The 13,767-nt window shown below is 65.1% G+C and carries 9 protein-coding genes; 1 reads left to right on the forward strand and 8 read right to left on the reverse strand.

Annotated elements, in window-relative coordinates; translation table 11 throughout:
- Positions 1 to 67 precede the first annotated feature (67 nt).
- Positions 68 to 2,140 (forward strand): M13 family metallopeptidase, encoded by a 2,073-nt coding sequence (locus tag G606_RS0101660; protein WP_026644536.1) that lies wholly within the window; start codon positions 68 to 70, stop codon positions 2,138 to 2,140.
- A 144-nt stretch (positions 2,141 to 2,284) separates the two neighbouring features.
- Here the strand turns inward: G606_RS0101660 and G606_RS0101665 are convergent, their stop codons facing one another.
- From G606_RS0101665 to guaB, 8 genes are all read right to left on the reverse strand, one after another.
- Positions 2,285 to 2,866, reverse strand: coding sequence for a single-stranded DNA-binding protein (locus tag G606_RS0101665; RefSeq protein WP_026644537.1), 582 nt, complete (start codon positions 2,864 to 2,866; stop codon positions 2,285 to 2,287).
- Positions 2,867 to 3,214: 348 nt separating this feature from the next.
- Entirely contained in the window at positions 3,215 to 4,999 is a 1,785-nt protein-coding gene (locus G606_RS0101670) for a proline--tRNA ligase (protein WP_051198319.1), read from the reverse strand.
- Positions 5,000 to 5,145: 146 nt separating this feature from the next.
- A complete protein-coding gene (locus tag G606_RS0101675) occupies positions 5,146 to 5,598 on the reverse strand; it encodes a hypothetical protein (RefSeq protein WP_026644539.1) in 453 nt (150 codons plus the stop codon).
- Positions 5,599 to 5,758: 160 nt separating this feature from the next.
- Complete coding sequence (locus tag G606_RS0101680) at positions 5,759 to 7,180, reverse strand: PIF1 family DEAD/DEAH box helicase (RefSeq protein WP_026644540.1); 1,422 nt, start codon at positions 7,178 to 7,180, stop codon at positions 5,759 to 5,761.
- Entirely contained in the window at positions 7,180 to 8,028 is an 849-nt protein-coding gene (locus G606_RS0101685) for an HAD family hydrolase (protein WP_026644541.1), read from the reverse strand. Before G606_RS0101685 ends, G606_RS0101680 begins: the two co-directional genes overlap by 1 nt.
- Positions 8,029 to 8,155: 127 nt before the next feature.
- Positions 8,156 to 8,803 (reverse strand): oligoribonuclease, encoded by a 648-nt coding sequence (orn, locus tag G606_RS0101690; protein ID WP_026644542.1) that lies wholly within the window; start codon positions 8,801 to 8,803, stop codon positions 8,156 to 8,158.
- Positions 8,804 to 9,147: 344 nt separating this feature from the next.
- On the reverse strand, positions 9,148 to 11,502 hold the full coding sequence (locus G606_RS0101695) for a vWA domain-containing protein (RefSeq protein WP_026644543.1): 2,355 nt from the start codon (positions 11,500 to 11,502) through the stop codon (positions 9,148 to 9,150).
- A 593-nt stretch (positions 11,503 to 12,095) separates the two neighbouring features.
- Entirely contained in the window at positions 12,096 to 13,637 is a 1,542-nt protein-coding gene (gene guaB / locus G606_RS0101700; protein ID WP_026644544.1) for an IMP dehydrogenase, read from the reverse strand.
- Positions 13,638 to 13,767: the final 130 nt, after the last annotated feature.

Raw genomic sequence — 13,767 nt, forward strand, 5'->3', positions numbered from 1 at the left:
TGTGCGGGCATGTTCTTGATCGTGTACGCCGGCGGCGTTGTCGCAAAATGACCTATAGTGTGGAACCATGAGCAACACCTATCAATCCGGCATCGATCCGGCCGCATTCTCCTCCGTGATCCGCCCCGCCGACGACCTGTTCCGCTACGTCAACGGCCCGTGGATCGACACCTACGCGCTTCCCGACGACCGTTCCCGCTACGGCTCCTTCGACCGTCTCGCCGAGAACGCCGAATCCCAGATCCGCGACATCCTCGAATCCGACGGCGACGAGGCCGCCAAATCGAAGGCGATCTACCGTTCCTTCCTCGACGTCGATGCCGTCGAAAAAGCCGGCGCCACGCCGATCCGCGCCGACCTCGACCATATCGACGCCGTGCAGACGAAGGCCGAGCTGACGGCGCTGCTCGGCGAGATGAGCCCCTACGGAGGCCCCGACCTGTTCGGATTCGACATCTTCGGCGACTTCAACGACCCTGACCACAACATCATGCATCTGAGCCAGGGCGGCCTCGGGCTTCCCGATGAGGCGTACTACCGCGAGGACCACTACAAGCCGATCCGCGACGCCTACGTGACGATGGTCGCCCGGCAGTTGAAGAACGCCGGCTACGCCGACGACGCGCAGGAGCAGGCTGAACATCTGCTCGAGGTGGAGACGACGATCGCCTCCCACCATTGGACGAACGTCGAGACGCGCGACTCGCAGAAGACGAACAACCCGACCGATTTCGCCACGCTGGCCGCGATGCTCGCCGCCTTCGACATCGAGGCGTGGGCGAAGGCGATGCAGACGTCGTACGACCGTTCGGCGACGGCGCGCAGCTACCCGGTTGACGTGCTCGGCGCGCTCGCGCACGTCAACGTCATGGAACCGTCGTTCCTCACCGGACTGAATACGTTCTGGGCGGACGCTGACCTCGAGGACCTCAAGCTGTGGGCGCGCGTCCACGTCATCGTCGGCCGCGCGAGCATGCTGTCGGGCGATTTCGACACGACGAACTTCGACTTCTATGGCCGCACGCTTTCGGGTGCCAAGGAGCAGCGCACCCGCTGGAAGCGCGGCGTCTCGCTTGTCAACGGCATCTGTGGCGAGGACGTCGGCCGCGTCTATGTGCGCGAGCATTTCCCCGAATCGTCGAAAACGCGCATGGAGCAGCTCGTGCACAACCTGATCGAGGCCTACCATGTCTCGATCCTCAACAGTGACTGGCTCGGCGACGAGACGAAGCGCAAGGCGCTCGACAAGCTCGACCATTTCGAGGCGAAGATCGGCTACACGAACCATTGGCGCGACTACACGGCGCTCGACGTCGACGCGTCAGCGTCGCTGATGGACAACATGCGCGCGGCCTCGGTCTACGAATTCGGCTACCAGATGGCCAAATGCGGCAAGCCTGTGGACAAGGACGAGTGGCTGATGAACCCGCAGACGGTCAACGCCTACTATGAGCCGACGCTCAACATCATCGTCTTCCCGGCCGCAATCCTGCAGCCGCCGTTCTTCAACCCGGATGCCGAGGACGCCGTCAACTACGGCGGCATCGGCTCGGTCATCGGCCATGAGATCGGCCACGGCTTCGACGACCAGGGCGCGCAGTTCAACGGCGAAGGCAAGCTCGAGGACTGGTGGACCGCCGAGGACAAGGCGCGCTTCCAGCAGCTGACGAAGACGCTCATCGACCAGTACGACCGTTTCGTGCCCGCGCAGCTGCAGGAGAAGTACGGCGACGACCCGACGAAGGCGCCGCACGTCAACGGCGCGCTGACGATCGGCGAGAACATCGGCGACCTGTCCGGCGTCAACATCGCGCTCAAGGCCTACGCGTTCTCGCTCGACGAGGCGCAGGGCAAGCCGATCGACGGCGACCCGACGGCGATCGAGGCGGCGCTCGACACGGCGCCGACGCTCGACGGCTTCACCGGCCTGCAGCGCTTCTTCCTCGGCTATGCGCTGATCTGGCGCACGAAGAACCGCGACGAACTCGCCGAGCAGTATCTGCAGATCGACCCGCATTCGCCGGCCGAATGCCGCACGAACGGCATCGCGCGCAACGTCGACCTGTTCTACAAGGCCTTCGGCGTCACGCCCGACGACCGCATGTGGCTCAAGCCGGAGGAACGCGTCCACATCTGGTGACGCGACGGCGATAACAAACGACGGTAAGGCGGAAGGGGACGCCGCGGCGCGTGCCGTGGCGTCCCCTTCCGCCTTCTCTTTTCTCTGCCTGATTGTCTTCGGCCTACTGCCCGCCGTCTGCAGTCTTCTGTCAGAAGTCGGCTGTCAGAAGTCATCTGGCGGTGCGCCGACGGCGACAGGTTCGGCGGCCTGATCGGCCACGGCCTGCGCTTCGGCGACGACTTCGGCCTGCGCGGCCGCGTCGTCGGTGACCTCGCCGGTGCGCGGATCGATCTGCACGCCATCGAGGTCGACCGGCGCGTCGTCGACGCCGTCCGCCTGCCTCGGCCGCCTCGCGCCCTGCGTGTCCGACTGACCCTTCGCAAGCCTGCGCACGACCGAGATGCCGTAGTTGAGGTCGTGGCCGACGTTGCTCGCCTCGATGAACGTGTGCGAACGTGGCTTGCCGTCCTCGCCCGGCCACTCTTCGGTGGATAGCACGCCGACGACGATGACGGCCTCCCCCTTGTGCAGCGAATTGACGATGTTGAGCGCGAGCTCGCGGAACGCCTTGACGGTGATCCACGTCGTCGGCAGCGACTGCCATCGTCCGTCGCCGTCGCGGTAGCCGCGTGTGCATGCGAGGCGGAAGCGGCATGCGGCGCGCGCCCCGCCATGCAGGCCGAGCGGCGTCGGTTCGCTGCCGAGGAATCCGGTGATCGTGATCTGTCCCTGTTGTATCGCCATGGTCGTGTCCTTTCGTCTGGCTGCGCCGTCTTCGACGCCCCTGATCGGGTCCGGCTTGGTCCGGTTGGGTTCCACCACTATCGGCGTGGAGACATCCGCGGCGCAAGCCTGACGGGGGTATGTGACCGGAAGGGTGTGTCGCGCCCGAAATGTGGATGGACGGGACCTCTATCCACACCAATCCACATGCGCGATGTGGATGGATTCGTCGGATTATGCACGGCGCACATGCCGTGCGCCGGCCTGTCGCCACCGTGCTCTCACACACCGTGCGCTCACACGAAGAGGACATACGAAAAGGCCCGCCACCTTCCGGTGACGGGCCTGGGCATTCATGCGATCGGACGATCAGAGCATCCGGCGCAGACGGTCGGCGATGGCCTGCGCCGCCGACTCGGCCGGCACAGCCTCCTTGTTGCCGCCGTCGCGGTCGCGTACTTCAATCGTGCCGTCGTTGACGGTGTCGCGTCCGGCGACGGCGATGATCGGCACGCCGATGAGTTCGGCGTCCTTGAACTTGACACCCGGCGAGACCTTCCGGCGGTCGTCGTAGATGACCTCGACGCCGTCGGCCTCAAGCTGTTCGATGAGACGGTCGGCGGCTTCGAAGGCCGCTTCGTCCTTGCCGGTCGCCACGACGTGCACCTGGGCGGGCGCGATGTTCGCCGGCCAGGCCAGGCCGCGCTCGTCGTGATGCGTCTCGGCGATGCAGGCGAGCACGCGGCTCACGCCGATGCCGTAGCAGCCCATCCACACCGGCACCGTCTTGCCGTTCTGGTCGAGCACCTTGAGGCCGAGCGCCTCGGAATACTTCAGGCCGAGCTGGAAGACCTGACCGATCTCGACGCCGCGTTCGAAGCTCAGCGGGCCGGAGCCGTCCGGGCTCATGTCGCCGTCGCGCACCTCGACGGCCTCGACGACGCCGTCGGCCTTGAAGTCACGACCGTAGACGAGGTCGTAGTAGTCGACGTCCTGTTCGTCGGCGCCGGTGAACCACGCCGAGCCTTCGGCCACATGCGCGTCGATGAAGTAGCGCAGCGCGCCGTCGGCGTCGTTCTGCGGGCCGAAGCCCATCGGGCCGATGAAGCCCTGCACGAGTTCGGGATGCGCCTTGAGGTCCTCCTCGGTGGCTTCCTCGAGCTCGGCCGGGGCGAACTGCGCCTCAAGGCGCTTCATGTCGATCGTGCGGTCGCCGGGGATGCCGACGACAATCAGTTCGTGCCACGGTTCGTCATGCTCGTCGTCCTCGGCGTGCTTGACGGCGACGACGACGTTCTTGAGGATGTCCTCGGCCTGCCATGCACGGCCGTCGGTGCGCGGATAGGTCTCGTTCGCGAACGCGACCATCTCGTCAATCGTCTTCGCCCCCGGCGTCGCGCGCTTCTCGGCAGCCGGCGTCGCCGAGCAGTCGATCGCCTCGATTTCGGGCGTGTGCAGCGCCTCGACGTTCCATGCCTTGCCGCTCGGCGCGAGCGCGAAGGTGTCCTCGCCGATCGGCATCGGCGCGAGGAACTCCTCGGATGCCGAGCCACCCATCGGGCCGCTCATCGCGAACACCGGCACGTACTTCAAATCGAGCCGCTGGAAGATGCGCTCGTAGGCACCGCGCTCGTCCATGTAGGCCTTGCGCATGCCCTCCTCGTCGACAGTGAACGAATAGGCGTCCTTCATGATGAACTCGCGGCCGCGGATCAGGCCCGCGCGCGGACGGAACTCGTCGCGGTACTTCGTCTGGATCTGGTAGAGCGTCACCGGTAGGTCCTTGTAGGACGAGTACATGTCCTTGACGAGCAGCGTGAACATCTCCTCATGCGTCGGCGCGAGCAGATAGTCGGCCTCGTGGCGGTCCTTGAGACGGAAGATGTTGTCGCCGTACTCCTCCCAGCGGTGCGTCGCCTCGTACGGCTCGCGCGGCAGCAGCGCCGGGAAGTGCACCTCCTGGGCGCCGATGCCGTTGATCTCCTCGCGAATGATGCCCTCGATCTTGTTGAGGACGGCCAGGCCGAGCGGCAGCCAGGTCCAGATGCCCGGCGCGGCCTTGCGGATGTAGCCGGCGCGCTGGAGCAGCTTCGCGGAATCGACGTCTGCGTCGGCGGGGTCTTCGCGCAGCGTACGCAGGAACATGGTGGACATTCGAAGAGCTTTGGTCATACCTGTTAACCTACGCGGCTTGCGGGACGAACGGCGGCGCATGCGGACGCCCGGCGCGCAGCCGTCGTCGCGCGGTCCGGGCGTCCGCATGCGCCGCCCTATCGACTCACTTCGCCGTCACTTCGCCGTCACTTCGTCGTCGTGCGTTTCGTGTGCTCCTCGTCGTCCTCGACGCGCGCGTCGACGTCGTTCTCGAGGATCTCGTCGTTGACCGAGCCGAAGGGGTAGACGAAGATCATCAGCATGCCGACGCAGCCGAGGAAGTACAGCACGTCGCACAGCGCGACCGAGCCGAAGCTCACGAAATCGTTCGGAATCAGCAGGCCGACGACCATCAGGAACATGCCGACGACCGGCAGCAGCTGCCACACCCACGGGTTCGGCGCATGCTCGCGCTCCTTGACACGCACCGACAGCGCATAGAACGGGATGATGAACATCAGGCCGCCGACGATCGTCAGGATGTCGGAGAGCTTGATCCAGTTCCACAACGGCACCGGCTGCGCGTTGTAGGTCAGGAAGGCGACGAACAGCACGATCGCGCCGATCCCCGAGACGATATACGCGTTCCTACGCTTCATGATGCCTTCCTCCTGCCTGCCGCACCGCCGCCGAAGCCGCGATGCCGATCATTCCTTTATTGAATTGTCGATTCACATTGTAGTGACGCGCCGCCGCGCGCATGTTCACGACGGGCGTGGCCGACGATGCGACACAGCCCACCCGCACAACCGCGCGTCGTCAGAACAGCTCGTCCTGCGCGAAACCATCGTCGTCCTCGGCGGCGACCTCCGCATGGCGCTGCGCGGCGGCGATCGACGCGGCGCCGTCCTCGTGCAACGCGCGCGCCGCCTCGGTCGAACGTTCGCGCAACGTTCCGTCGAGCCGCACGGCATCGTCGCTCACATCGAACATGCGATTGCTGACGCCGTCGAGAAACAGCCCGTCGAGCCGTTCCACTCGGGAAAGCGCGACGTAGCCCATGCCGGGCGCGAAGGTGCGCTTGAGATCCATGACGGCCGCGTCGAGCGTCATGCCCTGCGATTTGTGGATCGTGATCGCCCACGCGCAGCGCAGCGGCACCTGTGAGACAGCGGCGAGCGTCTTCTCGTTGTCGGTGAGCTCCCAGTCGCTCGGCTTCATCGTCACGACGTTGCCGTTCTCGAAGGCGACGATCGGCCAGCCGCCCTTGGCCTCCGTCGCGAAGCCGCGCACGGTACCGAGCGAGCCGTTGACGAACTGATGGTCGGCGTCGTTGCGCACGGCCATGACCTCGGCGCCCTCCTTGAGCGTGAGCACGTCCGGGGCGAGCATGTTGCGTTTGAGTCGCTCGACGAGGTTCGCCGGCCCCGCGCAGGTCGCGTAAAAGGTGTGTGCGGGCGCGTCAATCGCGGCGAGCATGCGATCGTTGAGCTGATCGGCCTGACGGTTGACGGGGAACAGGTTGACGGCGGTGCGTCCCTCCGGCGGCCGCACGCCAAGGCGCGTGACGAGCAGGTCGCGGTCCTGCTGCGAGACACGGCCGTCGCGGATGTCGGTGAGGACGCCGAGCAGCGCGCCGTCGTCCTGACGATGCTGCTCGTCGAGATAGCAGACGACCGGGTCGAGTTCGTCCCACGCGAAGGATTCGGTGACGAAGCCCCCCGGGTTGCGTCCAGCGCGCGCGTAGCGCTCGCGTTCGGCGACGAATTCAGGGCTCGGCGTGACGACGTCGTGGTTGCGCGCGCCGACGCTCACCGGCGGCAGCTGGAAGAAATCACCGGAGAGCACGACCTGCACGCCGCCGAAGGGACGGTCATCGCGCCGCACGACGCGCATCGCGCGGTCGACCATATCGAACAGCCACGCGTGCATCATCGAGACCTCGTCGATGACGAGGATGTCGGTCGCCTGCAGCGCCTTGCGTCGGCGCGTGCGCACGTTCTTGAGCACCTGTTCGGTGAGCGCGTTCGCGACGCCGAGGCCGCTCCAAGAATGGATCGTCTGTCCGTTGATATGCGTGGCCGCGATGCCCGTGGACGCCGTGACGGCGACGCTCGCGCCGCGTCTGCGCGCGCCGGCGACGAACTCGTTGAGCGTGTACGTCTTGCCGGCGCCGGGAGCGCCGGTCAGGAAGACGCTCGCGCCGGCGTCCATGATTTCGAGCGCCTCGGCCTGCCGCATCAGCGCACCAGCCGATCGACGACGCGGATCACGCCTTCTTCCGTGTTCGCCGGCGCCAGATAATGCGCGACCTTCATGACCTGCGGATGCGCGTTCGCCATCGCGAACGAGTAGTCGCCCTCGCGCAGCATGCCGATGTCGTTGGGATAGTCGCCGAAGACCATCGTCTGCGCGCGCGTGATGCCGAGCGCGCGCTGCAGCGCCTTGACGCCTTCACCCTTGTCGACGTTGCCGTCCATGATGTCGACCCAATGCGGGCTCGACGCGGTTGCCGCGTACGGGGATTCAACGAAGCCGAGTTCGCGCTCGGCCATCGCCTGCGCGTCGCCGAAATCGAAGATTGCGAGCTTGAGGATCTGCTCGTCCTTGTAGCGCAGCACTTCGCGCAGATCGGGCACGACGGTCAGCTTCGTGTAGTATTTGCTCGCCTCGGCGATGAACGGCGCGTCGTCACGGCTGACGTAGGCGCCGCCGAGCGCGCAGATGACGAGGCCGAGGTCGTCGCTCGTGCGTTCGGTCATCGCGATCGTCTTGTCGACGATGTCGCCGCTGACGCCATGCGTTTCGATGACCTCGCCGTCGAGCGCGACGACGTTGCCGTTCTCGGCGATGATCGGCAGCCGCTGCGGCGCGTCGGCGAACATCTTCTCGAGCGTCTGGTACTGCCTGCCGCTCGCCGGCACGAAACGCACGCCGAGCTGCGTGAGCCGGTCGAGCATCGGCTTGAAGCCGAGCGGGATCTGACTGTCGGCGTCGAGCAGCGTGCCGTCCATGTCTGCGACGACGAGCTTGATGTCGTCAAGCGCGTCGAGCGTCTTCCAATCCTTGGGTTCCTCATCGTTCGTCATGGGTGGATTCCTCCTCATCCTCGTTGGTTCACTGATTCACGATTGTCGATTGCTTGCGCGCGTCTGTCTGCGCGCGCCGCGCGTCGCGTGCGCGCAGTCTCACTGCTGCGCAGTCACTGCTGCGCAGTCACTGCCGCGCGATGCTCGTGTGTTCGATGTCGTCGGCGATGCGCTTCGCGTCGGCCGCGTCGGGGCCGGGCTCCGGCGCCATGACGGCCGCACGGTAGTAGCGCAACTCGTCGAGCGATTCGATGATGTCGGCGAGCGCGCGATGACCGCCGTTCTTCGCCGGACGGTTCTCGTAGACGGCCGGATACCAGCGGCGCGCGAGCTCCTTGATCGTGCTCACGTCGATGACACGGTAGTGCAGATGACTCATCAGGCCGGGCATGTAGCGGTCGAGGAACTTCTTGTCGGAGCCGACCGAATTGCCGGCGAGCAGCGGCTTGACGCCCTCGGGGATGAAACGCGTGACGTAGTCGATGACCTTCTGCTCGGCCTCCTCGACGCTCAGTCCCTGCTCCCATTCGGTGATGAGCCCCGAACGGGTGTGCATCGCGCGCACGAAGTCGTTCATATGCGCGACGGCGGCGTCGGAGGGTCGGATGACGAGGTCGATGCCGTCGTCGAGCACGTTGAGTTCGAAATCGGTGGGGACGACGGAGATCTCGCACAGTTCGTCGTGGAAGACGTCGAGCCCCGTCATCTCGCAGTCGATCCAGATGAGCCGTGAATTCGTCGCCGAATACACCTCGTCGTCATGTGCGTCCACCATAGCGTGCCTCTTTTCTCGCGTTTCATTGTGTGCCGGCGTTCATTGCGTGCTGTTGTCGCGCTGTTGCCGCGTTCCATTGTCGCACTGTTGTCTGTGTTGTCTGTTCGTCGATGCAATCTCGCGGCGCACGTCCGCCGGATGCATCGCGACGCGCGGACGAGCCGACCCCGCGCCGAACATTCGAGCCTACCTCACGTCGCCGCACGCACGTTAAGTTCTATCCTGAACGCAAAACATCGGCCGCGCGTCGCAGATACGACAAACGGGGCTGTGCACATGATTCCACGTGCACGACCCCGTCGTGTCGTCATCGTTCGGACGGCTGATCAACAGCCGTCCTTCGCTCAGCCGGCGTGGCGGCCGGTCGAGCGGCGGCGGCGCAGCTGCAGCGTGCCGAGGCCCGCGCACAGCAGCGCGGCGGCGACGGCGACGATGAGCGCGACGCTCGAGCCGGTGTTCGCCGTCGACGTGTCCGTCGTCGGCGCCGACTCGACGGTGCCCTCCGGCTGCGTCGGCTCCGGCGTGGCGGCCGGCGTCGTCTCCTCCGGCTCCGGCTCCGGCGTCACCGGCGACTGCGCGACGGCGAGACGGCCGTTGTTGCCGAGCGCGACGTCGACGGTGGTGCCGTCCCAGCGCGGCGCGATTGCCGCGGTCGCCGTCTTCGTCACGTTGTCCTTCTTCGCGACCGTGTAGTTCGCCAAGCCCATGCGCACGGTGCCGGCCGGCACGAAGACGTCGCCGTTCGCGCCCGTCTGCGTCTTGCCGGCGGCGTCGGCGCCGTTGACGGCGACCCACTGCTCATGCTTCGCGTTGTCCGCGTAGTAGGTGCGCAGATAGTGGTAGGTCTTGCCTTCCTCGATCGACTTGGCCGGGTCGGACACGTTCTCGGAGTTGTACAGCGGCGTGTCGTTGACGAAGTAGTAGAAGTCGTTCGACTTCGCCGGCGTGAACGTCGCCGTCGTCGAGCCGCGCTCGGCGTCCTCTTCGTACTTGTTCGACGTGAAGGTCTCGCCGTTGTCCTTGACGTACGCGGCGAGCGCCTCGTCCGGGTTCGCGAGCGCATCACGCACGCCATCCTTGAGGCCGACCGAGTAGAAGACGCGGATCGGGAACGTGTCGTTGATCGTCGTCGTCACGTTGCCGTCCTGATCGACGCTCGCCGAATACAGGCGCAGCGGCAGCAGCTGCTCGGGCACCTGCACGCGCACTGTTTCGGTTTCGCCGTGCGTCACGGTGACGACGAGATCGGCGAGGTTCGCGGTGCCGTAGATCGGGTTGCCGTCGACTTCGCCTTCGAAGACGTAGGTCGTCGTCGCACCGTCCTCGGAGGTTTCGGAGGTCTTTGCGGTGAACTGCCTGCCGGCGAAGACGACGCTGTTCATGTCGCGCACCGTCATGTAGGCGCCGAGTTCGTCGGTGAACGTGATCGTGCCGCGTTCCATGCCCGATTCGGTCGTCGTCGCGATCGGCGACGACGGCTTGCTCGAGATCGCCGTCCAGATGTCGTTGAAGATGTTCTTGAGCTGGTCGGCGTTGTTGGCGTTCATGTAGTAGTCGGAATCCGGCGCGCGCTCGCCGAGGTCCTGCATCGTCGTGGCGTTCGGATAGTTGCTCGAGACGGCCTGCATATAGCGGTTCGACGTGTAGCTCAGGTTGTTGATGTCCGGCGTGTTGAAGGTGCCGACCGCATAAATCGGCGTGCCGGAGTCCTTGAGCGACTTCGCCTCGGCGACGGCCTCGTCGTAGTCGAAGGGATCGCCGTCGGTGAAGAAGATGACGACGGAATCGGCGTTCGTGCGCTTGTCCTCGTCGATCAGCTGATGGGCGAGCTGCAGGCCTTCGGCGGAATAGGTGCCGCCGAGGTCGCGAAGGCCGTTGACGATGCCCTGCAGGGCGGCCGTGTCGTCGGTGAAGCGCGATTTGATCTCCGCCCTGCTTTCGAAGGTGACGATGCCGGCGCGGTTCTTCGCGGCCGCATCGGAGATCTGCGCGTTGCGCGCGGCCATCTGGTCGAGGAAGCCGTTGACGGCGGTCTTCAGCGCGTCGAGACGCGTGATGCGCGGCATACGGCGGTAGAGCTGGACATGATCCGGATCGGTGTCTTCAGGGCTCATCTTCGGCGTGTACAGCACCGATCCGTCCCTATCGGTGTACTGCCAGTGACCGGTCGTCTCGTTCATAATCGGATACACGGCCGTGTAGCTCCCGGAGTCGCTGCGGACGAACAGCGTCTCGCCGGTGACCTCGCCGTAGACCGGCGTATAGGTGTAGTCCATGTTGGAGGACATCGAACCGGAGACGTCGAGCACGAGCGTGACGTCGAGCGGCTTGTTGCCGCTGCTCATGCCGGTGATCTGCTGGGCGCTCGACATCGCGGACAGGCCGACGAGGAAGTCGGCGGCCTTGTCCTTGCCGACGACGACCTGTTCGCCGTTGCCGGCGTCGAGCGTCACATCGCCGGTCGTGACCGACTTGTCGGTCCAGACGCGGCCGTTGGAGCGCGGGTCGAGCGGGTTGCCGACGCCTTCGGTCCACTGCGTGAAGGTCGTCGGGTCGGCGCTCGCCGTCAGTTCGGCGGCGTGCGCGCGGCCGACGCCGAACATCGCGGTCGCGACGAGCATTGCGAGCGTCACGACGACCGCGGCAATGCGAACGATTGCACCTCGCGCACCGGGCTTCTGTGTAGCTTGGATATCCATACCGGGTTCCTTACTGCCTCTCGATAACGGAAAACCGCGATACCTCCGCGATTCCTTACTCTTTTCTCGTCTTCCCCACCCTCGAACACTTCCTCCGATGGCGAACGAATACGATAGCACCTTCAACATTACCCGAAGGTTTGCACAATATTCCCACAATCCCACCGTATGAGCACCCCGCAACCCAGGCGCCCCACTACCACAACCATGTCAAACAGCAGTCCGTGATTGAACCCAACCACACATTGCCACCGCCACCCCGCCAAACAGCAGTACATGATTGAACTCAACCACATACTGCCACTGCCACCCCGTCAAACGGCAGTCCGTAGTTGACCCCAATCTCAAACCGCCGCAATCGCCGCCATCCGCGGCAGTAGGTGATTGACATCAACCACAGACTGCCGTAGCAACCGCGTCAAACGGCAGTAGGTGGTTGAGGATAATCGCGGACTGCCATTGCTGCCCTTAACACAACTAAAAACAGGGGCGTTCGGGAGGAACGCCCCTGCTGGGTAAACCTTTTGGTTACGCCGTATCGGTCACATCACACGGCAGCGCACCGCGCACCACACGGCACACCGCAACGCGGATCAGCGGCCGGAATAGTTCGGTGCTTCGGCCGTCATGACGATGTCATGCGGATGCGATTCGCGCAGGCCGGCGTCGGTGATGCGGATGAAGCGGCCCTTTTCGCTCATCTCGGGGATGTTGTGCGCGCCGATGTAGAACATCGACTGGTGCAGACCGCCGATCATCTGGTACAGCACGGCGTTGAGCGGTCCGCGGTACGGCACTTCGCCCTCGACGCCTTCCGGCACGACCTTGTCCGAGCTCGTGACATCCGCCTGGAAATAGCGGTCCTTCGAGTACGACTTCTTGCCGCGCGGAGCCATCGCGCCGAGCGAACCCATGCCGCGGTACAGCTTGTACTGCTTGCCGTGCAGCAGTACCTTCTCACCCGGAGCCTCCTCGCAGCCGGCGAGCACGCCGCCGAGCATGACCGAGCTCGCGCCGGCGACGAGTGCCTTCGCGATATCGCCCGAATAGTGAATACCGCCGTCGGCGATGCACGGGATGCCCGCGGCGCGGCAGGCGCGCGAAGCCTCGTACACTGCCGTCAGCTGCGGCACGCCGACGCCTGCGACGACGCGCGTCGTGCAGATCGAGCCGGGGCCCACGCCGATCTTGACGGCGTCGACGCCCGCGTCGATCATCGCCTGTGCGCCCTGACGCGTCGCGATGTTGCCGCCGATGATATCGACGCCGTTGAAGGCCGGGTCGTTCTTGATGCGGCGGATCATGTCGAGCGCGAGCTTAGCTTCGCCGTTCGCCGTGTCGACGACGAGCACATCGACGCCCGCCTCGAGCAGTGCGCTCGCGCGCTGCCAGGCGTCGCCGAGGAAGCCGATGCCGGCGGCGACACGCAGACGTCCCTGCTCGTCCTTCGTCGCATCCGGGTACTGCTCGGTCTTGACGAAGTCCTTGACGGTGATCAGGCCGGTGAGGTGGCCTTCGGAATCGACGAGCGGCAGCTTTTCGATCTTGTTCGCCGCGAGCAGGTCATGCGCGTCCTGCTTCGAGATGTTCGACGGACCGGTGATCAGATGGTCCTTCGTCATGACGTCCTTGACGCGCAGATGGTCGTAGTCGTCCGACGCGATGAAGCGCATGTCGCGGTTCGTGATGATGCCGACGAGCTTGTTCTCATGGTCGACGACCGGCAGTCCGGAGATGTGGAACTTGCCGCACAGCTTGTCCAGATCGGCAAGCGTGACGTCGGGGTTCACGGTGAGCGGGTCGGTGATCATGCCCGATTCGGAACGCTTGACGTAATCGACCTGCGCCGCCTGATCGTCGATCGACAGATTGCGGTGCAGGACGCCGATGCCGCCGTTGCGAGCCATCGCGATCGCCATCTCGGACTCGGTCACGGTGTCCATCGCGGCGGAGATCGCCGGAACCTTCATCGTGATGTTGCGGGTCAGATGGGTCGTCGTATCCACCTCGGAGGGGATGACGTCGGTCTCGTTCGGCAGCAGCAGCACATCGTCATAGGCGAGGCCGAGCTGGGCGAAGATGGGGGGAAGTGGAGCGTACGGGGATTCTGCATGCATATCAGGATTTGTAGCCATAGGCCTACTATATGGACGCACGGCGACGAACGCCACTCACCGTTCCACGATGCAACATCGACGATTGACGCCCCCCTCGCCGACCGTCGCGACGCGCCGTGCGCGAGCCGTCCGCGAGCACCGCGAAGTC

Source organism: Bifidobacterium sp. AGR2158, from assembly GCF_000424225.1.
In the GTDB taxonomy this organism is placed as follows: Bacteria; Actinomycetota; Actinomycetes; order Actinomycetales; family Bifidobacteriaceae; genus Bifidobacterium; species Bifidobacterium anseris.